Here is an 18,223-nt window from a genome sequence, read left to right on the forward strand (position 1 = left end):
CAGCGGATTGGTGAAGCCAGGCGCAGCCCCGTCCCTCCCCCGGGCAGGGGCGGGCCTGCGGACTGGCGTGCCTTCAGACGTTCCGGTTGTTCGGCTTCACCTCAAGCGGTTCGCTGTCGGGGTCGTCGATCCCCATGCTGATGATGCGCTGCGGGTAGATGCGGATGACCGCGCCGTCGAGGTGGCCGTCCGGTTCGAAGGCGTTCGGCACGGCTTCCGCCCGGCCGCGGATCTCCAAGCAGCGGATGCGCATCGGCTTCGTCGAGGGCTGGTCGTCGATCACGATGGCGACCTGGCCGTTGGCCGCGACGTTGCGGTACTTCCGGCTCTTCGTCAGGTTGTACCCGGACACGTCGATGGTCCGCGTCTCCGGATTCCAGGAGAACGCGACCGGGCTGACCTGCAGGGTTCCGTTCGGCTGCTGCGTGGCGACCCGGGCGAGCGGCCGGTCGGCCAGGTAGCTGAGTTCTGCGTCGGTGAACATGCACCTACCGTGCAACTTCAAGCTTGCTTGAAGTCAAGCGCACGCGGGGGAGCACGTGCTCGGCGAACCGCCGCATCTCCGCCTCAAAGGGCTGAAATTGCAGCATAAACGTCTCGATTCCCAGGTCAGCCCACTCGCGGATCCGCTGTGCGACGGTGTCGTAACTGCCCACCAGCCCGGCCGCGGTGCCGCCGTTCGTGCCTATGTGCGGGTACTTCGCGAACGTCTGAAACATCACCGCCTTCGGATCGGCGTCCGCGACCAGCGCCTCCCAGCGCGCCTTGCCCGCCTCCGCCAGTTCCCACAACGCCGCCAGTTCCGCTTCCGCCTCGGCGTCGGTTTCGCGGGCGACCACGAACGCCGACAGTCCAAATCGGACTGGCGGGCCGACGCGCGGGCGGGCGGCGACGTCCTCGATCAGCCGGGCGACGTTCTCCCGCGGCTGCCCGTTGATGAACCACACGTCGGCCTTGTCCGCCACCAGCGCGCGTGCCGGGTCCGACTCGCCGCCGACATACACCGTCGGCGACGAACCGGCGGGCCGCAGCTGGTAGCCGTCGACGTGAAAATGCTTGCCCTCGAACGAAACCCGCTCGCCGGCCAGCAGACCACGCACGACGCTGATCCACTCGCGGCCGTACTCGTACCGTTCGTCGTGGTCGGCGAACGGAATGCCGGCTCGCGCCAATTCCGGCTTGAACCACGCGTTGACCAGGTTCAGACCGAACCGGCCGCCGCTGATCTCCTGGATCTGCAGCGCCTGCTTGGCCAGCACCACCGGATGCACGAGATACGGCTTGATCGCCGCGATGATCTCGATCCGTTCGGTGAGCGCGGCGAGCGCCGCCGCGGACGTCCACGTCTCCAGCTGGTCCAGTTCGTCGCCGAACGGGTTCACCACGTGCTGCGCGATGAGCGTCGAATCGAAACCGAGCCGGTCGGCCTCGACGATCAGCCGCCGGTTGCGTTCCCAGCTCGCGTCCACCGGATCGGCCGGATGATCGAACGGGCCCCACGACCCGTAGACGACCGCCCACACCCCGAACCGCGGCTGTGCCACAGCGACCACGACGGAACTCCTCACCTCACGCGGATGAACGCGGTCACCGTCGCTTGCCTGCAAGGCACCGGCAACCGGTCCCACGCAGTGGCGGGGCGAGGAGGTTTGTACTGGTCAGCCGAAGAGCCCGGCACCCCAGTCGCTGGTCGGCGTGAGGCCCGGCGGGATCGCGAAGTGCGCGGAACCAGTGTGCTGCAGGTACTCCATCATCGCGTCCTTCGAAGACAGCACCTGCTGCATCGGGACGTACTGCGTGCGCGTGTCCCGGTTGAACGCCAGGAAGAACAGCCCCGCCTCGAGGTGCCCGACACCGTCGGAGCCGTCGACGAAGTTGTAGCCGCGGCGCAGGATCTGCACGCCCTTGCGCGTCTGGCGCGAGGCCAGCCGGACGTGCGCGTCCTCGGCGATCAGCGGCGTCCCGCCCGCGCCGCCGACCTGCAGGTCGACCTGGTCGAACTCGCCGGTCTGCCCGAGCGGCGCACCGCTTCCCTTGGAGCGCCCGACAATCTGCTCCTGCCCGGCGAGCGTTTCGCGGTCCCAGGTTTCGATGTGCATCCGGATCCGGCGCGCCACCAGGTAGGTGCCGCCGGCCATCCACGCCTGTCCGTCGTCGGCCTGCGCCCACACCTGGTCGCGGAGCACGTCGGTGTCCTCGGCCTTGACGTTGTTCGTGCCGTCCTTGAAGCCGAACAGGTTGCGCGGCGTCTGCTGCGAGCGCGACGTCGACGAGCTGCGGCCGAATCCGAGCTGCGACCAGCGCACCTCGGTGACGCCGAAGCCCAGCCGCACCAGGTTGCGCACCGCGTGCACCGCGACCTGCGGATCGTTCGCGCAGGCCTGGATGCACAGGTCGCCGCCGCTGCGGGCCGGGTCGAGTTTGTCCTTCGGGAACGCGGGCAGGTCGATCAGCTGCGGCGGACGTTTCGCGGCGAGGCCGAACCTGTCGTCGAAGAGCGAGGGACCGAAGCCGATCGTCAGTGTCAGATCGGAGGCGGGCAGGTCGAGCGCCTCACCGGTGTCGTCCGGCGGGGCCTGCACGGACCCGGCGAGGGCGCCGTTCGGGCCGACCTCCTCGCCCGCGGTCATCCGCCGTGCCGCGGCAGTCCAGGTGCGCAGCAGTTCGCGGAGCTTCTTGGCGTCCTTCGTGGTCACGTCGAGCGCGGCGAAATGCAGGTTCGGCTGCGCCGGGGTAACGATGCCGGCCTGGTGCTCGCCGTGGAAGTCGACCTTGGCCGTCGCGGCCGCGGCAGGGGTGTCGCCGCCGAGCCGGTCGAAGCCGACGCCGGCCGCCGCGCCCGCGCCGGCCAGCGCGACCCCCGCGCCGGCCAGCCCGAACAGCCTCCGGCGGGAAACCTGGGTTCCCTCCTCGGTCCCTGCTTGAGAGGTCACCGCGCCACGACCTCCGCGACCTTGCTGAGCGGCTCGCTCAGCGCGTCGACCGCCGAGGCGAACGCCTTGATCTGGTCCTGGGAGAGCTCGTTGTAGTACTTGAAACCGTCCCCGGAGCGGGTCTTGTCCAGCAGCCCCTGCACGTTCGCGAACTCCTTGTCCAAAGTGGACACCAGGGCCGCGTCGCGCTCCTGCAGGATCGGCCGCAGCGCCGCGATCGCGCCCTTGGAACCGTCGAGGTTGGCCTGGAAGTCCCACAGGTCGGTGTGCGAGAAGGTCTCCTCCTCGCCGGTGATCTTCTTCGTCGCGACCTCGTCGAGCAGGCCCTTCGCGCCGTTGGCCAGGTCCAGCACGCTCAGCTGCAGCGTCTTGGTCTTGGCGACGAGCGCCTTGACGTCGGTGAGGAGCTTGTCCGCGATCTGCGGGCTGTCCGGCTTCAAGCCGGTGGTCCACAGGTCCTTCTCCAGCCGGTGGAAGCCGGTGAACTGCTGGCCCGGCTCGACGTCGGCCTCGCGGGCGTCGATCGACGGGTCCAGGTCGCCGAACTTCTCCGCGACCGGCTCGATCCGCTCGTAGAACACGCGAGTGCGCGCGTACTCGGCCTTCGCCTCGTCGACCTTGCCCGCCTTGACCGCGGCGACGAACTTCGCGGTTTCGGTCTCCAGCGCCGAGCTGTTGTTCTCGACGTAGGTCGCGTAGCTCTTGGTGGCAGCGGTCTTCTGCGCGCTGGCGTTGCTCTGGCCCTGCGCGCCGCCGGTGACGGTGAAGTCGCCGCGGATGCCGTTGCCCGCCATGCCCGGCTTGCACGCGGTCTGGTACTTGCCGGCGTCTGGGACCTCGACGATGAGCCGCCGGTTCAGCCCCGGCGCGATGTTCTCGACCTCGCCCATGATCCGGTCGCCCTCGGCGTAGAGGTAGAACTCGGTGACCTTGGTGCCCTTGTTGGCGATCTCGAACGTCAGGTTGCCCGCGGCCGCGGTCGTCGCCGACACCGAGCAGGCGGTGTCGGACGCCTCGACCTTGATCGGCCCGCCCGCGGCCGCGCCGGAAGGACCGGACGCGGAGTTCGTGCTGTCGCAGGCGGTCAGCGCGACGAGCGCGCCGAGACTGGCGAGCACAGCCGTCGAGGTTTTGCGGAACTGGGGCACGGTCACTCCTTGGCGGCGGCCGGGGCGGCGGGCGCCGCTTCGGTCTTGTTCTTGCGGGCGGGCTTGAGGAACAGCGGCAGCACGATCGCCACGTAGACGACCCACGCGATCGCTTGCAGCACAGTGGTTTGCTGCGAATAGTTGAAGATTCCCTTGAGCAGCGCGCCGTACCAGGAGGTTTCCGGCAGCGTGCTCGACGCGTCGAAGGCGAGCGTGGTCAGGCCGGGAATGAACCCGGCTTCCTGCAGGTCGTGCAGGCCGTAGCCGAGGACACCGGCGGCGACGAACACCAGCAGCACACCAGTGATCGTGAAGAACTTCGCCAGGTTGAACCGCACCGCGCCGCGGTAGAGCAGGTAAGCGAGCACGATCGCGGCGGCGATCCCGATCACGAACCCGATCAGCGGCTGCAGGGTGTCGGACTGCGCGGTCTGCACGGCCGAGTAGAAGAAGACGGCGGTTTCGAGCCCTTCGCGGCCGACCGCGAGGAACGACAGCAGCAACACCGCCGCCGGACCGACCTTGAGCGCGTCCTCCATCTTGCCGCGCAGTTCGGCCGCGATGTGCCGGGAAGCCTTGCGCATCCAGAAGATCATCGCGGTGACGAAGACGACCGCGACAATGGAGAGCGTGCCGCCGAGCAATTCCTGATGCTCGAAACTCAGCTGCGCCGTGCTGTAGGTGAGGATCGCGCCGACGCCGACCGACAGCAGCACAGCCGCGCCGACCCCGGGCCACACGAACCGCAGCGCCTGCCGTCGCTGCGTTTTGACCAGGAAGGCGACCAGGATGCTCACCACAAGCGCGGCTTCGAGGCCTTCGCGCAGCCCGATGAGCGCGCTCGAAAACACCACTGTTCAGCCCTCCTTCGACTACCCGACCTGATGTTTTTAGGTAAGGCTTGCCTGTAAGTCCAGAGGGAGTTTCGCTGAACGGGTCCGGCAAAACGGGCAAAAAGACGTTCTGGCGGAGGTTAGGTTAGGGTAACCGCAGGTCAGAGCGTCGCCGAGAGGTCACGTAACGAATTGTGTGACCTGGGTGGATCAGACGTCGAGTTAACCATCCGCTTGCCATTCGCCCAGTCCAGCGTCCCTCAGCCGGGTTCATCAGTAACCTGTCCGGGTGGCCGATACCACTCAGCCGACGATCGCCCCGTCTCCGACGGGCCCGCCGCGCCGCTACCCGAGCCGCATCGCGTTCGCGCTGGGTCTGGTGCTGACCGGGGTCGTGCTGGTGGTGACCATCGGAATCCAGAATCCGAACCCGCCCGCCCCGACCGCCCCGGCCGCCGCGGCCGGTCCGCCGCCGGTTTCGCCGAAGCCGGAACCGCGCCCGCAACCCGGCACCGAAGCCCCGCGGGTCGGCCTGGCCGCGCCGCCGGACCGCCCGCTGGTGTCCGACCAAGCGGAACTGGACGCGTGGGCGACCCGAGTCGCCGACAAGACGCGACTGGACGCGCGAGTGCTCGCCGCGTACGGACGCGCGGAAATGTGGATGCAGCGGCAAAAACCGTCGTGCCACCTGTCGTGGGCGACGCTCGCCGCGATCGGAAATTTGGCCTTCGGAACGGAAAAACCCGGCCCCGACGGCACCATGGCGGTCAACCCCGACCGAGCGGAAGGCCCGGACACCGACGGAGGAAAACTCGACGGCGACCGCACCGCAGACCACCGTGTCGGCCCGCTGCGGATCATGCCCGCCGCCTGGCACAAACACGCCCAACGCGCGAACGGCGACGGCAAATCCGCCGACCCCCGCAACCTCGACGACGCGGCTTTCACCGCCGCCCGCTACCTCTGCTCGGGCGACGACGACCTGGGCGCTCCGGAGGGCTGGTGGAAAGCGATGCTGTTCTACAACCCGGCGGTGAACTACGTGCAGGACGTTTTCACCGCAGCCGATTCCTATGCGGCGGAGAGTGTGGCTCCCTGAGCGGATCGGCTGGGTCGGCCGGGTTGGGCAGCTGCTGGTCGGCGGGAAGGCCTGACCTGGTTGGCCGGATCTTCCTGACTTGGTTGGCTGGGGTGGCCCGAATTGGTTGGCCGGGACTTCCTGATTTGGTTAGCCGGGGTGGCCTGACCTGGTTGGCCTGACCTGGTTGGCCGGGACTTCCTGACTTGGTTGGCCGGGGTGGCCTGACCTGGTTGGCTGGGACTTCCTGAGCTGGTTGGAGGGGCTGCCGCAGCTGGTTGGCTAGCGACGGCGGCCTGGCTCGATGTTCGGCCGGGGCCGGTTTTTGCTGCTGTACTTGGCTTTTGGTGGTGGGCTGTCAGCGATGTCGCGTCGCGGTCCGCTCAGCGGCTCGCCGGTGTGGCGGTGCGCGGCGCAATGGCCGGTGCGGCAGCTTAGGCCGATTCGGCTCCGCGCGGCGCACTGTGCGCCCACTGGCCCACTGACTCACTGGTGCGGTGGCGCGTGGCGTGGTTCGCGACTGGTCGCGAGCGGTGACTTGAGCCGGTTCGGCTCGCGGCTGTTCAGCGTGGCGAACGATCCGGTTCGGCCAGCCGCCGACTCGGTTGCCCGGTCTGCTTCCGGCCGGTGGGCAACTGCCGTCGCACTCAGCCTGATCAGCTGGGATGGCCGGACTTGATCCGTTCGGCGGTCGGCTGCGCCCCGATCCCGCCCGGGTGTCGTTCAGCCGCCAGCAGTTAGTGGGTCGTCAGCGCGGCGCTCACTCGCACCGGCTTCTGGGTCAGGCTCTCGGCGCGCACCGGCTGCTTGCGCGGCTGGACCGGGTGGCGTTCGTTGAGTTCGACGAGCGTCGGGGCCAGCGCCATCAGCACCAGCACGATCAGCCCGGCGGTCGCTCCGATCACGGTCAGCGCGGTCATGTCGGCCTCCTCTAATCGCTCTCTGTGATGACACCAAGGATCGCGCTTCGCCCGGTCTGCCCGGATCGGCCGACCGGCCGAGCCCCGTCGCCGGATGGCCAGGCTTCCCCGCTGCCCTGTTCACTTCAGAAGACGCGCCGGAGCCGTGCTGGATCCGGCGGTTGCACGGGAGTGCCTCCGCGCGTGCACATTCGGGACATGCGGGCTCAGTGGTCGCTCAGCGTGATCCTTGCCCTGACCTCGCTGATCGCCTCGAGATACTCCGGCACCGGGTTCATCGCCGACGCCATCCGCAATTGCGCCAGCGCCTCGGCCAAACGGCCGAGGCGCTGGAGGGTGCGGCCGAGCACGAACCGGGCGTAATGGTCGGTGGGGTCGAGCTCCAGTACGCGGGTGAACGCGCGTTCGGCGCGGCGCAGCTGGGCGGAGTGGAAGTACGCGCGCCCGGCGAGCAGTTGCACGCTCGGCTTGTCCTGCTCGTCGGCGAGCAGCGGTTCGAGCTCTTTGAGCGCGTCGAGCGGGCGCCGCCGTGCGACCAGATGCTCGGCGTTGCGGAACCTGCGGAAGCGCGATTCGCCGTCGGGTTCGGGGGCTGCTGCGGCGTCCGTCATGGTCGCCTCACGATACCGGCGAGGAGGGCGTTGCACGACCGTCAGACGAGTCGTGGTGGACTGTTCCGCCATGAGCAGCGATCAGGAACCCGACTACGTGGGACTGGCGCCGTACCTCTACTACAGCGATGCGACCGCCGCGCTCGCCTGGCTGACCAGGGTGTTCGGCTTCACCGAGGAAGTCCGCTTCGAGGACGGGGCGGGCGAGGTCTTCCAGGCCACGCTCCGCGCGGGCGGCGCGCGGCTGCAGCTGGCCGGGGTCGGTCCCGAATACTGGGAGGCCAAGGGGGTCGAAGGGCCGGTCGGGCAGTTGAACGTCGTGTACGTGACCGACGTCGACGCGCAGCACGAGCGCGTGTCCGCGGCGCTCGGCGAGGACGCCGCGCCGGAGCCGCCCCAGGACCAGCCTTACGGCGCGCGGATCTTCACCGTGGCCGATCCCGGCGGCAACAGCTGGACGTTCTGGCAGCAGGTGACCGATCAGGTCGAGCTGCCGTCGGGGTGGCGCGAAGTCCGGCCGGAGGACCAGGCCGCCGACGAGACCGGCGAAGTGCCCGGCTGAGCTGGAGAACACGCAGCGGAACGGCCCCGCACCGGCCTGGCCTCCAACGGGTGAACCCGCTGGGCGGTTACTCTGGGCGGCGTCACCGCAGGCACGACCCACCAAGGAGCAGAGCGTGGCTCTCATCGAGCAGGTAGGCGCGCGCGAGATTCTCGATTCGCGCGGGAACCCGACCGTCGAGGTGGAGGTGGCGCTCGACGACGGCACCCTGGCCAGGGCGGCGGTCCCGTCCGGGGCGTCGACCGGCGAGCACGAAGCGGTCGAGCTGCGCGACGGGGACACCGGCCGCTACAACGGCAAGGGCGTGGAGCGCGCGGTCGCCGCGGTGCTCGACGAGATCGGGCCGGACCTGGTCGGCGTCGAAGCGGTCGACCAGCGGATCGTCGACCAGAAGCTGGTGGACCTCGACGGCACGCCGGCGAAGTCGCGGCTGGGCGCGAACGCCATTCTCGGCGTTTCGCTTGCCGTCGCGAAGGCCGCCGCGGAATCGGCCGAGCTCGAGCTGTTCCGCTACCTGGGCGGGCCGAACGCGCACGTGCTGCCGGTGCCGATGCTGAACATCCTCAACGGCGGCGCGCACGCCGACACCGACGTCGACATCCAGGAATTCATGATCGCGCCGATCGGCGCGGAGTCGTTCCGGGAGGCGCTGCGCTGGGGCACCGAGGTGTACCACGCGCTGAAGTCCGTGCTGAAGGGCCGCGGCCTGTCCACCGGCCTCGGCGACGAGGGCGGTTTCGCGCCGAGCCTCGCCAACAACCGCGAGGCGCTCGACCTGATCCTCGCCGCGATCGAGAAGGTGGGCTACGCGCCGGGCCGCGACGTCGCGCTCGCGCTGGACGTCGCCGCGACCGAGTTCTACTCCGACGGCGCCTACACCTTCGAGGGCTCGAAGCGCAGCGCGGAGCAGATGTCCGCGTACTACGGCGAACTGCTGCGCGACTACCCGCTGGTCTCCATCGAGGACCCGCTGAGCGAGGACGACTGGGACGGCTGGGTCCAGCTGACCTCCGAGATCGGCGACAAGGTCCAGCTCGTCGGCGACGACCTGTTCGTCACCAATCCGGACCGGCTCGAGGAGGGCATCACCCGCCGCGCGGCGAACGCGCTGCTGGTGAAGGTCAACCAGATCGGCACCCTGTCGGAGACGCTGGACGCGGTGTCGCTGGCCACGTCGTACGGCTACAAGTCGATGATGAGCCACCGGTCCGGCGAGACCGAGGACACCTTCATCGCCGACCTCGCGGTCGCCACCGGCGTCGGCCAGATCAAGACCGGAGCCCCGGCGCGCGGCGAGCGGATCGCGAAGTACAACCAGCTCCTGCGCATCGAGGAAACCCTCGCGGACGCCGCGCGCTACGCCGGCGACCTCGCCTTCCCGCGGTTCAGCGCGGAGGCCTGAGGGGCACATGGCCGACCGGGGGAGGGCGCGCGGCCGCCGCGGCGGCCGGGCCACGGCGGGAAGCGGGTCCAGCAGGGCCCGCCGTCCCGCATCGGCCCGGCGCCGCACCGGCGCGGGCACGACGGAGACGACCAGGGCCCGGCTTCGCCGCGGCCTCGCGGCGAAGCGCGCCTCCGGTGCGGCCAAGGTGCTCGGCATGTCGACCACCCGGCGCGCCGCCGTGGTGGCGATCGTGGTGTGCGCGCTGGCGTTCACCGTCGCGGTCCCGTTGCGCACCTACCTTTCCCAGCGGTCCGAGGTCCGCGACCAGGAAGCCCAGCTCGCCCAGCTCCAGCACGAGGTCGCCCAGTTGCGCGACCGCAAGGCCCAGCTGAGCGACCCGGCCCAGATCGAGGCGGAAGCCCGCCGCCGGCTCCGGTACGTGAAGCCTGGCGAGACCCCGTGGATGGTCCAGCTGCCTGAGGACCAGCCCGGTTCGCCGACGGCTGCTCAGCCTGGGCAGCAGCCTGCTCCGCAGGCGCCTTGGTACGAGAACCTGTGGGCGCAGGTTTCCGGGGGTTGAGGTTCCCGGCCGGTTGGCTTTTCGGTCGTTAGGCATGCTCCTTGCGTGTTGTGGCGCTGATAGTTCTCTCGCGGCTGGGCTGGGGTTCCGTTCGCGTGGGCTGACTTTGTTCCGGTGCCTTGATTTCGTGGCGAAGCTTCGGCTGCCGTCCACGTTAACCACATCGCAAGGGCCCCGGAGGCGGCTGAGGCGAGTTGTCCACACGGTGTGCGGGTTGTGGACAACTCGGCCGTTTCGGCGGAGGTCGCGAGGGGTCGGACGGACGGCGGCATTAGCCTGGAGAGCGTGAACAGCAGCACGGAGACACCCCGATTCGAGCCCGTCACCGATGCCGACCGGGAGGTCATCGCGCAGCAGCTCGGACGGCCGCCGCGGGCGTTGCGGGCGGTGGCCGCCCGGTGCCCCAGCGGGCATCCGTCGGTGGTCCAGACCAGTCCGCGGTTGGAGAACGGGACGCCGTTCCCGACGTTGTATTACCTGACCTGCCCGCGGCTGTCGTCGATGGTGGGCACGCTGGAGGCGTCCGGCGTGATGAAGGAGATGACCGAACGGCTCACCACCGATCCCGAACTCGCGGCGACTTACCAGCGCACGCACGAGACGTACCTCGCCGAGCGGGATGCCATCGAGTCGCTCGGGACCCAGGTGACCGCGGGCGGGATGCCCGGACGGGTGAAATGCCTGCACGTCCACCTCGCGCACACGCTCGCGGCCGGCCCGGGAGTGAACCCGTTCGGCGACGAGACCCTCGCCTGGGTCCGCGAACAGGGCTGGCCGACCGGCGACTGCGCCGGGTAACGCTCCGGTCTCGGGCGCGGATAGGCACAGCAGAGGCCGGTGCCCGCCTGGGTGGGAATGCTTCGCGGCGCGCACCGGAGCTTCACACCGAGCAGGCGAGCCTGGGCGCACCGCCGGGCGCGCCGGGGAGGGGCGGAAAGTGCGGGTGCCACGCAGATCTCGGCGGTCGGTGCGTGCTGAATCGTCTCCTGGTGCGGACGGCCGGGTCGAGCCGGTGGTGGACGCTGCGGGTGAGCGGGGCACCGGTGGTGAGTTGGGTGCTGGCGATGAAGTAGCTGGCGACGCGGCGGTCGGGGAGTCCGGCGCGGGCGATGCGGCGGGCGGTGAGTTCGGCGCTGAGCGTGGGGCGGTCGGGGAGTCCGGCGCGGGCGATGCGGCGGGCGGTGAGTTCGGCGCTGAGCGTGGGGCGGTCGGGGAGTCCGGCGCGGGCCACGAGGCGGTCGGTGAGTTTGGGGCCGATGCCGTCGGTGACGGGATCGCTGCGGGTGGCGAGACCAGTGCGGGTGACGAGACCAGTGCTGACGGCGGGGTTGCCGATGCGATCGGCGACGGGGCCGTCGAGGGGACTGTTGCTGGCGGTGGGATCGGCGATCGCGCGGTTGTCGCTGTGGCTGACAGCGGGACCGCTGCTGGCGGCGATGCAGCTGGCGGCGACGGGATCGGTGAGGGTGGCGCTGATGGAGAAACCGTCAGCGCGACAGTCGGTGGAGGCCGCGTCGATGAGACGGTGGCGGGGGCTGAAGTAGCGGGCGAAGACGGCGAAACCGCCTCTGGATCGGCTGGAACCAAGAAGAGAACCGCCGTGTTGGTCGGGCCGCCGCTGGATAGGTCTCGGTGGGTGCGGGTTCGGGCTCGGCGGGGGCGTTATCGGGCTCGGCGGGTGGCTTCGCGGCATCGGACGGTTGTCGCGGTGCTCGCCGGGGTTCTTGGGGTGCTTCCGGCGGTCGTCGGTGCGGGGGTGGTCGTCGGGTGGGTCGGGCGGATGCCGGTGGTGCATACGGCGGACGTTATGCCTGATCAGGGGTATGACCCGGGGATTCGCGGCGTCGCGGTCGACGGGCGGTTGCCTGATGCGCCGGCACCGATTCCCCTGCCTGCGTATGACCTTCCGGACGGGCCGCTCGGGATTCCGGCTACTGCGCTGGCCGCGTATCGGCACGCGGCGGAGGTCTTGGGGAAAGAGCAGCCGGGATGTCATATCGACTGGGCGCTCATCGCGAGCATCGGGCGGATCGAGTCGGATCACGCGCGGGGCGGGTATGTCGACGCTGCGGGGACGACGCTTGAGCCGATCCTCGGGCCTCAGCTCAACGGGACTGGGCCCTACGCGGCGATTCCGGACACTGATCACGGCGTGCTCGACCACGACCCGGTTTGGGATCGTGCGGTTGGGCCGTTCCAGTTCATTCCGGCGACCTGGCGGATCTACGCGGCTGACGGCAACGGTGATGGCAAGGCTGACCCCAGCAATCTCTTCGACGCCTCGCTCGCGGCGGCGCGATACCTCTGCTCTGGTGGGCTTGATCTGGCCAATCCGGATCAGTTGAGGACCGCGATTTACCGCTACAACAACTCCGACGCGTACGTCACCACGGTCATTCTCTGGGCGGAGGCTTACCGGAAGGGCGTCGCGCAGGTGCCGGACAGTCCGGTTCCGGTCGGGGCGCCTGCGCCGACGGCGTCCAGTGCCGCGCCGCCAGCGAATCCGGGGGATCGGCCGAGAACTACCGAGTCGTCGTTACCGCCGGTCTCTACTGGGGCTCCGTCGGTGACGCCTACGGGGACGACGCTGCCGGGCAGTTCGTCCGGGAGTCCGTCGGGCAGTCCGACTGAAACGTCGACCAGTTCGACGTGCGGATCCACCACGCCTACGACGACGACCACTACGACGCCGACGGAGACCTGCACCTCGTCGAGCAGCACTCAGGCGAGCAGCAGGGCGTCGGCTGGCTGACCAGCGAAACCGGCGAAGCCGGCGACGAGATCTCCTCCGGTAGCCTCGCTTACATCATTACAAAGCAGGGGAGCCGATGAGTCTTCGTCAGTTCGAGTACGCCTTGGCGGTCGCCGAGGCGGGGTCGGTGACTGCCGCGGCCGAGCTGCTTCACGTCGCTCAGCCGTCCGTGTCGCAGCAGATCCGCGGGCTTGAGCGGGAGCTCGGCGTGCAGCTCTTCTCCCGCACGCCCACGGGGCTGGTGCCGACCGTCGTGGGGCGGGCGTTTCTCAAGGACGCTGAAGTCGCGGTAAGGGCGGCGCGGCGGGCGCAGGCGACGGCGCGAGCGGGCGCGGACGAGCTGGCCGGCGAGTTGCTCGTCGCGGCGCAGATGGGGTTGGGGACTCGGCAGTTGCCGGGCGCGTTGGCTGCGTTGCGAAGGCGGTTTCCGCGGTTGGCGGTGACCGTTTTCGAGGAGCCGAATCCGGCGGAGCTGGAGCAGCTGGCGCGGCGTGGGGTGCTGGATCTCGCGTTGCTCGGGTCGGCCTGCGATGAGGGGTTGTACGAGGGACATCACCTTGGTGACGAGGAGTTCGTGGTCGTCCTGGGGGTCGGGCATCGGTTGCTCAAGAAGGACCGGATTGCGTTGCGGGAGCTGGAAGAAGAGCAGTGGATCCGGTTCGATCCGGACAGTGCGCTCGACGGTCATCTGACAGAAGTGTTGCGCGACAACGGGCTGGAGCCGACGGCGGTCGCGCGGGTGTCGCAGACTTCGACGGCGGTGCGGTGGGCCGCGCACGGGCTGGGCGTGACGCTCGTTCCGGCGTCGGCGGTGCCGGAGGGGCATGAGCACCTCGTGCGGCCGGTGTTTCCGGTCGTGGCCCAGCCCGTCGTCGCGGCGGTGCGGCCCGGGGCTGGGCCCGCGGAGATGGCGTTGCTCGAGTTCCTGCGGCAGGAAGCCTGGTACCAGTCCGAGGCTCCGGCCGCCTGAAGCGTCAGAGTTGCGTGTCGCCTCCGTCTACGACCAGTTCGATGCCGGTGGTGAAGGTGGCGTCGAAGGCCAGGAAGGCGACGGCACGGGCGATTTCCCCAGGGGTGCCCAGCCGTTTCATCGGGTTGGCCGCGGCTCGGGCGGCCTTGAACTGTGCGGCCTCCTCGGCCGGCATTCCGGCTTCCAGGATCTCGGTGTCGATCGGGCCGGGGCTGATCGCGTTCACCCGGATGCCGCGCGGGAGCAGCTCGGCGGCGAGGGTGCGGGCCATCGATCGCAGGGCGGCTTTGCCCGCGGAGTAGACGCTGGTTTCGGCAAGGCCCATGACGTTCGCTGTCGAGGTGGTCAGGACGACGCCCGCGCCGGAGCGCAGCAGGGGTGCGAGCTTCTGCACGGTGAAGTACGCGCCCTTGACGTTCACCGCGAACTGCTCGTCGAACTGCTCCTCGGTGACCGACTCGAACGGTGCCGTCCGCGCGATCCCGGCGTTGGCGAACAGGGCGTCGACCGGGCCGGGGACCTGGGCTGCCAGTACGTCCAGGTCGGAGAGCGACGCCACATCGCCGCGAACGGCGGTCGCGCGGTCACCGAGTTGGGCTAGCGCCGCGTCGAGGCGAGATTGCGAGCGGCCGGTGATGATTACTCGAGCGCCGCCGTCGGCGAATAGTTTCGCGGTGGCGAAACCCATTCCGGTGCTGCCGCCGGTGACGACGACAGTTTTGTCCTGGTAAGCATTCATCGCGGGTATTCGCCTCCGTCGACGGCCAGACCGCTTCCGGTCAGCCAGTTCGCTTGGTCGGACAACAGGAAGAGCACGGCGTTGGCGATGTCGTCGGGGTCGCCGTCCCGGCCCAGCGGGACGCCGGGGAGGTCAAGACTGCCGGACGACAGGCTCGCCCACTGCTCCCGCGTCGCCACGCCGCCGGGGGTGGCGGTCCGGCCGGGGGACACGGTGTTGACGCGGACGCCGGCGGGCGCCAGTTCGGCGGCCAGGCCTTGGCTGTACGCCTCGAGCGCCGTCTTCGCGGCGACGTAGTGCAGGAAGGGCGGGAACGGCGGGCGGATCGCGGCGGTGGAGATGTGCACGATCGAGCCCGATCGGCGCTCCCGCATGCCGGGGGCCAGCAGCGCGTCCAGGCGGACCGCAGCCAGGAGGTTGACCGACAGCGCGTCCTGCCATTCGTCGTCGGGGATCTCCAGGGCGCTGGGGTGCGGGCGCGCGCCGCCCGCGTTGTGGACCAGCAGGTCGACGCCGCCGAGGACCTCCTGCGCGGCGGAGGCGATCGTCTGGGCGCCGGCCCGCGTGCGGACGTCGGCCTGGACGAAGGACGCGCCTTCCGGCGCCGGACCGGTCGACCGGGCGGTGGTGAGCACCGTCGCGCCCGCGGCCAGCAATTGCGTCACGATCGCCGCGCCGATTCCGCGGGAACCGCCGGTGACCACTGCGCGCTTTCCCGCTATCCCGTAATCGGGCATGCCAATGAACCTCTCGATAAAAGAAGAAGAAAACCGCCGCGAAATGAAATGCGGCGAACACGTCAACCGTACGGCCGGAAAAGAGGGAAAGGCAAAGACCAAATGTCGGTGAGGGGGCATAGGGCCCGCCTATGCCCGCCTCGCCTGCGAAGCGCCGGAGACCAAGTAAAGTCGCAAGCATGCCTCGGGTAGCTGCGATCGACTGTGGGACCAACTCCATCCGTCTGCTCGTCGCCGAGTTGACGCCGCGCCACGACGGCACGGTCGACCTGCGCGACCTGCACCGCGAGATGCGCATCGTGCGGCTCGGCCAGGGCGTCGACGCCACTGGCCGGCTCGCGCCGGAAGCGCTCGAGCGCACCCGCGCGGCGCTCGCGGACTACACCGTCGCCGCGCGGCGCAAGGGCGTCGAGAAGGTGCGCATGGTCGCCACCTCGGCGACGCGCGACGCGAGCAACCGCGACGAGTTCTTCGCGATGACCCGCGAGACGCTCGGCGTCGAGGCCGAGGTGATCAGCGGCGACGAGGAAGCCCGGCTGTCCTTCACCGGCGCGGTCGGCGAGCAGGACCCCGAGGACGGGCCGTTCGTGGTCGTCGACGTCGGCGGCGGCTCCACCGAACTCGTCCTCGGCACCTGGAACGGCCGCGAGGCCGAGGTGATCGCCGCGAAATCCGTCGACATCGGCTGCGTCCGGATCACCGAACGCGCGCTGAAGGGCGACCCGCCGACCGCTGACGAGGTAGCCGCCGCCCGCGAACTGGCCCGCGGCATCCTCGCCGAGGCGTTCGACGTCGTGGACGTCGCGAAGGCTCGCACCTGGATCGGCGTGGCCGGCACCGTGACCACGTTGTCAGCGGTTTCGCTGGCGCTGCCCGAGTACGACTCCGAGCGCATCCACCTGTCGAAGCTGACCCACGGCGAGATCGACCGGGTCGCGCAGGAGCTCCTCGCGGCCGACCGCGAGACCCGCGCCGCGAACCCGGTGATCCACCCCGGCCGGGTCGACGTGATCGGCGGCGGCGCGGTCGTCGTGCAGGTGCTCGCCGAGGAACTCGCCGCGCGCGGTGGTCCGGACCAGTTGGTCGTCAGCGAGCACGACATCCTGGACGGCATCGCTTTGTCGCTCGCCTGAACGCTCCGCGATGCCCCGGTGACCACGCGCGCACCCCGCGTCCGAACCCGTACCAAAATGACCGAACGTCATCTACCTCACTTCGTTGTGGGCTGACTGGGTGACGGTCGTCGTTGTTATTCATGTGCAACCCGGTGATCCGGTTACGAAGGGCCGATCACGCTAGCCTCCATCTCGCTATTCGGACGCTAGAAACGGAGGGGACATGCGGGGTTCATCCAGGCTCTGGAGCGCGGCCGCAGTCGTGACAACCTTGTCACTGCTCCTGACTGCCTGTGGGGGCGGCGGATCCAGCAGCGGGTCGTCGGGGGAGGCGGATCCGAACGGGACCTTCACGGTCTACGGCACGGAACCGCAGAACACACTGATCCCGACGAACACCAACGAACTCGGCGGTTCCAAGGCCGTCGACCCGATGTTCTCCGGACTCGTCGCGTACAAGGGCGAAAACGGCGAGCCGTACAACTTGATGGCGGAGTCGATCACCACGACCGATTCCAAGGTCTTCGACATCAAGATCAAGCACGGCTGGAAGTTCCACGACGGCACCGAGGTCAAGGCGAAGAACTTCGTCGACGCCTGGAACTACGGGGCCAACTCCGCGAACGGCCAGATCAACAGCACGTTCTTCGAGAACATCCAGGGCTACTCCGACGTCCACCCCGCCGACAAGACGGCGAAGCCGACCACGGACAAGATGTCCGGCCTGGTCGTGAAGGGCGACTACGAGTTCCAGGTGACCCTGGAAGCGCCGTTCTCCGTTTTCACCACCAAGATCGGCTACACCGCGTTCGCGCCGCTGCCGGACTCCTTCTTCAAGGACCCCGCGGCCTTCGCGAAGCACCCGATCGGCAACGGCCCGATGAAGTTCGTCAGCCGCACGCCGAACGTCGAGATCAAGCTGACTCGGTTCGACGACTACCAGGGCTCGGACAAGGTCAAGTTCAAGGACCTCGACGACAAGATCTACGCCAGCCAGGAAACCGCGTACCAGGACCTGCTGAGCAACAAACTCGACTTCATCGAGACACTGCCGCCGTCCGCGCTCACCGCGGACAAGTACAAGACCGACCTCAAGGACAACCTGGTCACCGGGCACCTGCTGGGGATCAGCACGATCGCGGTGCCGTACTACGTGCAGGGCTACAACAACCTCGACCTGCGCCGGGCCATTTCGATGGCGATCGACCGCACGCAGATCACCAAGACGGTCATGCACGACACCTACGTCCCGGCCGACGGCTACGTCTCGCAGGGCATTCCGGGTTACCGGCCGGGCGTATGCGGCGAGTACTGCAAGTTCGACCCGGCGAAGGCGAAGGAACTGTTCGCGAAGTCCGGGTTCAAGGGCAAGCTCACCATCGCCTCGAACGCCGACGGCGGCCGCAAGGAGCCGCTGGTGGCCGCGTGCAACAGCATCAAGAACACCCTCGGCGTCGAATGCGACTTCGTTCCGGCGACCGACTTCGGCCAGTGGCGCAGCATCGTGACCGGGCACAAGCTGACCGGCATGGGCCGTTCCGACTGGTCGGCGGACTATCCGTCCATTGAGGACTTCCTCAACCCGCTCTACCGGACCGGGGCCTCGTCGAACGACTCGACCTACTCCAACCCGCAGGTCGACGCCCTGCTGAAGCAGGCAGACTCGACGGCGGACAAGGACGCCGCGGTCAAGCTGTACCAGCAGGCCGAGGACCTGGTCGCGAAGGACCTGCCCTCGATCCCGGTGTGGGACGAGAAGGGCGTCGCGGCCAAGTCGAAGCACACCAAGACCGTGGTCCTCGACTTCCGCCGCCGCGCGGACTACTCCTCGGTCGAGGTCCTCAAGAAGTGATGCGCTGAC

General features: G+C 69.1%; 19 protein-coding genes. 9 read left to right on the forward strand and 10 right to left on the reverse strand.

Going from position 1 to position 18,223, the window contains the following annotated elements; translation table 11 throughout:
• Positions 1-73 precede the first annotated feature (73 nt).
• The 5 genes from ABZX37_RS26025 to efeU all read right to left on the reverse strand — a co-directional run bounded on the left by ABZX37_RS26025 (position 74) and on the right by efeU (position 4,935).
• On the reverse strand, positions 74-484 hold the full coding sequence (locus ABZX37_RS26025) for a PPOX class F420-dependent oxidoreductase (RefSeq protein ID WP_354743699.1): 411 nt from the start codon (positions 482-484) through the stop codon (positions 74-76).
• A gap of 4 nt (positions 485-488) precedes the next feature.
• Complete coding sequence (locus ABZX37_RS26030; protein WP_354743701.1) at positions 489-1,553, reverse strand: LLM class flavin-dependent oxidoreductase; 1,065 nt, start codon at positions 1,551-1,553, stop codon at positions 489-491.
• Between the two features lie 105 nt (positions 1,554-1,658).
• Complete coding sequence (gene efeB, locus ABZX37_RS26035) at positions 1,659-2,933, reverse strand: iron uptake transporter deferrochelatase/peroxidase subunit (protein WP_354743703.1); 1,275 nt, start codon at positions 2,931-2,933, stop codon at positions 1,659-1,661.
• Positions 2,930-4,081 carry an iron uptake system protein EfeO gene (gene efeO / locus ABZX37_RS26040; protein ID WP_354743705.1) on the reverse strand — a complete coding sequence of 384 codons (1,152 nt, stop codon included), beginning with the start codon at positions 4,079-4,081 and terminating at the stop codon, positions 2,930-2,932. The genes efeB and efeO overlap by 4 nt, the downstream gene beginning before the upstream one ends.
• Positions 4,082-4,083: 2 nt before the next feature.
• Entirely contained in the window at positions 4,084-4,935 is an 852-nt protein-coding gene (efeU, locus tag ABZX37_RS26045; protein WP_354743707.1) for an iron uptake transporter permease EfeU, read from the reverse strand.
• A gap of 268 nt (positions 4,936-5,203) precedes the next feature.
• Here efeU and ABZX37_RS26050 point away from each other — a divergent pair, with 268 nt between their 5' ends.
• Entirely contained in the window at positions 5,204-6,013 is an 810-nt protein-coding gene (locus ABZX37_RS26050) for a murein transglycosylase (protein WP_354743709.1), read from the forward strand.
• 716 nt (positions 6,014-6,729) lie between these two features.
• Here the strand turns inward: ABZX37_RS26050 and ABZX37_RS26055 are convergent.
• Together ABZX37_RS26055 and ABZX37_RS26060 are read right to left on the reverse strand one after the other, a co-directional pair.
• Positions 6,730-6,912 (reverse strand): hypothetical protein, encoded by a 183-nt coding sequence (locus ABZX37_RS26055; RefSeq protein WP_354743711.1) that lies wholly within the window; start codon positions 6,910-6,912, stop codon positions 6,730-6,732.
• A 206-nt stretch (positions 6,913-7,118) separates the two neighbouring features.
• On the reverse strand, positions 7,119-7,523 hold the full coding sequence (locus ABZX37_RS26060) for a tetratricopeptide repeat protein (RefSeq protein ID WP_101437659.1): 405 nt from the start codon (positions 7,521-7,523) through the stop codon (positions 7,119-7,121).
• Positions 7,524-7,593: 70 nt separating this feature from the next.
• Between ABZX37_RS26060 and ABZX37_RS26065 the strand changes: the two genes are divergently transcribed.
• The 4 genes from ABZX37_RS26065 (at position 7,594) to ABZX37_RS26080 (ending at position 10,847) form a co-directional block, all read left to right on the forward strand.
• Positions 7,594-8,085, forward strand: coding sequence for a VOC family protein (locus tag ABZX37_RS26065; protein WP_354743713.1), 492 nt, complete (start codon positions 7,594-7,596; stop codon positions 8,083-8,085).
• A gap of 115 nt (positions 8,086-8,200) precedes the next feature.
• On the forward strand, positions 8,201-9,487 hold the full coding sequence (gene eno / locus ABZX37_RS26070) for a phosphopyruvate hydratase (protein WP_354743715.1): 1,287 nt from the start codon (positions 8,201-8,203) through the stop codon (positions 9,485-9,487).
• Between the two features lie 196 nt (positions 9,488-9,683).
• On the forward strand, positions 9,684-10,049 hold the full coding sequence (locus ABZX37_RS26075) for a septum formation initiator family protein (protein ID WP_078870811.1): 366 nt from the start codon (positions 9,684-9,686) through the stop codon (positions 10,047-10,049).
• A 276-nt stretch (positions 10,050-10,325) separates the two neighbouring features.
• Positions 10,326-10,847 carry a DUF501 domain-containing protein gene (locus ABZX37_RS26080; protein WP_344281221.1) on the forward strand — a complete coding sequence of 174 codons (522 nt, stop codon included), beginning with the start codon at positions 10,326-10,328 and terminating at the stop codon, positions 10,845-10,847.
• Positions 10,848-10,929: 82 nt separating this feature from the next.
• On the opposite strand, the gene ABZX37_RS26085 is transcribed toward ABZX37_RS26080, so the two are convergent.
• Entirely contained in the window at positions 10,930-11,844 is a 915-nt protein-coding gene (locus ABZX37_RS26085; RefSeq protein WP_354743717.1) for a hypothetical protein, read from the reverse strand.
• Positions 11,845-11,856: 12 nt separating this feature from the next.
• Here ABZX37_RS26085 and ABZX37_RS26090 point away from each other — a divergent pair, with 12 nt between their 5' ends.
• Both ABZX37_RS26090 and ABZX37_RS26095 read left to right on the forward strand, forming a co-directional pair.
• Positions 11,857-12,801 (forward strand): lytic murein transglycosylase, encoded by a 945-nt coding sequence (locus ABZX37_RS26090; protein ID WP_354743719.1) that lies wholly within the window; start codon positions 11,857-11,859, stop codon positions 12,799-12,801.
• Between the two features lie 76 nt (positions 12,802-12,877).
• Positions 12,878-13,771, forward strand: a complete 894-nt coding sequence (locus tag ABZX37_RS26095; RefSeq protein WP_354743721.1) for a LysR family transcriptional regulator — start codon at positions 12,878-12,880, stop codon at positions 13,769-13,771.
• 4 nt (positions 13,772-13,775) lie between these two features.
• Here the strand turns inward: ABZX37_RS26095 and ABZX37_RS26100 are convergent, their stop codons facing one another.
• Both ABZX37_RS26100 and ABZX37_RS26105 read right to left on the reverse strand, forming a co-directional pair.
• Positions 13,776-14,510, reverse strand: a complete 735-nt coding sequence (locus tag ABZX37_RS26100; RefSeq protein ID WP_354743723.1) for an SDR family oxidoreductase — start codon at positions 14,508-14,510, stop codon at positions 13,776-13,778.
• Positions 14,507-15,247: an oxidoreductase gene (locus ABZX37_RS26105; protein ID WP_354743725.1), complete on the reverse strand. Its 741-nt coding sequence runs from the start codon at positions 15,245-15,247 to the stop codon at positions 14,507-14,509. The genes ABZX37_RS26100 and ABZX37_RS26105 overlap by 4 nt, the downstream gene beginning before the upstream one ends.
• A gap of 179 nt (positions 15,248-15,426) precedes the next feature.
• Between ABZX37_RS26105 and ABZX37_RS26110 the strand changes: the two genes are divergently transcribed.
• Both ABZX37_RS26110 and ABZX37_RS26115 read left to right on the forward strand, forming a co-directional pair.
• Positions 15,427-16,380, forward strand: a complete 954-nt coding sequence (locus ABZX37_RS26110; protein ID WP_354743727.1) for a Ppx/GppA phosphatase family protein — start codon at positions 15,427-15,429, stop codon at positions 16,378-16,380.
• 205 nt (positions 16,381-16,585) lie between these two features.
• Positions 16,586-18,214 carry an ABC transporter substrate-binding protein gene (locus tag ABZX37_RS26115; RefSeq protein ID WP_354743729.1) on the forward strand — a complete coding sequence of 543 codons (1,629 nt, stop codon included), beginning with the start codon at positions 16,586-16,588 and terminating at the stop codon, positions 18,212-18,214.
• Positions 18,215-18,223: the final 9 nt, after the last annotated feature.

It is taken from the genome of Amycolatopsis sp. NPDC004079 (assembly GCF_040610415.1).
In the GTDB taxonomy this organism is placed as follows: Bacteria; Actinomycetota; Actinomycetes; order Mycobacteriales; family Pseudonocardiaceae; genus Amycolatopsis; species Amycolatopsis halotolerans.

What these genes read in the sequence shown, in the direction of transcription:
- ABZX37_RS26025 (WP_354743699.1), bottom strand. Translation starts at nt 484, where the DNA reads ATGTTCACCGACGCAGAACTCAGCTACCTGGCCGACCGGCCGCTCGCC.
- ABZX37_RS26055 (WP_354743711.1), bottom strand. Translation starts at nt 6,912, where the DNA reads ATGACCGCGCTGACCGTGATCGGAGCGACCGCCGGGCTGATCGTGCTG.
- ABZX37_RS26060 (WP_101437659.1), bottom strand. Translation starts at nt 7,523, where the DNA reads ATGACGGACGCCGCAGCAGCCCCCGAACCCGACGGCGAATCGCGCTTC.
- ABZX37_RS26065 (WP_354743713.1), top strand. Translation starts at nt 7,594, where the DNA reads ATGAGCAGCGATCAGGAACCCGACTACGTGGGACTGGCGCCGTACCTC.
- ABZX37_RS26075 (WP_078870811.1), top strand. Translation starts at nt 9,684, where the DNA reads ATGTCGACCACCCGGCGCGCCGCCGTGGTGGCGATCGTGGTGTGCGCG.
- ABZX37_RS26085 (WP_354743717.1), bottom strand. Translation starts at nt 11,844, where the DNA reads ATGCACCACCGGCATCCGCCCGACCCACCCGACGACCACCCCCGCACC.
- ABZX37_RS26090 (WP_354743719.1), top strand. Translation starts at nt 11,857, where the DNA reads ATGCCTGATCAGGGGTATGACCCGGGGATTCGCGGCGTCGCGGTCGAC.
- ABZX37_RS26095 (WP_354743721.1), top strand. Translation starts at nt 12,878, where the DNA reads ATGAGTCTTCGTCAGTTCGAGTACGCCTTGGCGGTCGCCGAGGCGGGG.
- ABZX37_RS26100 (WP_354743723.1), bottom strand. Translation starts at nt 14,510, where the DNA reads ATGAATGCTTACCAGGACAAAACTGTCGTCGTCACCGGCGGCAGCACC.
- ABZX37_RS26105 (WP_354743725.1), bottom strand. Translation starts at nt 15,247, where the DNA reads ATGCCCGATTACGGGATAGCGGGAAAGCGCGCAGTGGTCACCGGCGGT.
- ABZX37_RS26110 (WP_354743727.1), top strand. Translation starts at nt 15,427, where the DNA reads ATGCCTCGGGTAGCTGCGATCGACTGTGGGACCAACTCCATCCGTCTG.
- ABZX37_RS26115 (WP_354743729.1), top strand. Translation starts at nt 16,586, where the DNA reads ATGCGGGGTTCATCCAGGCTCTGGAGCGCGGCCGCAGTCGTGACAACC.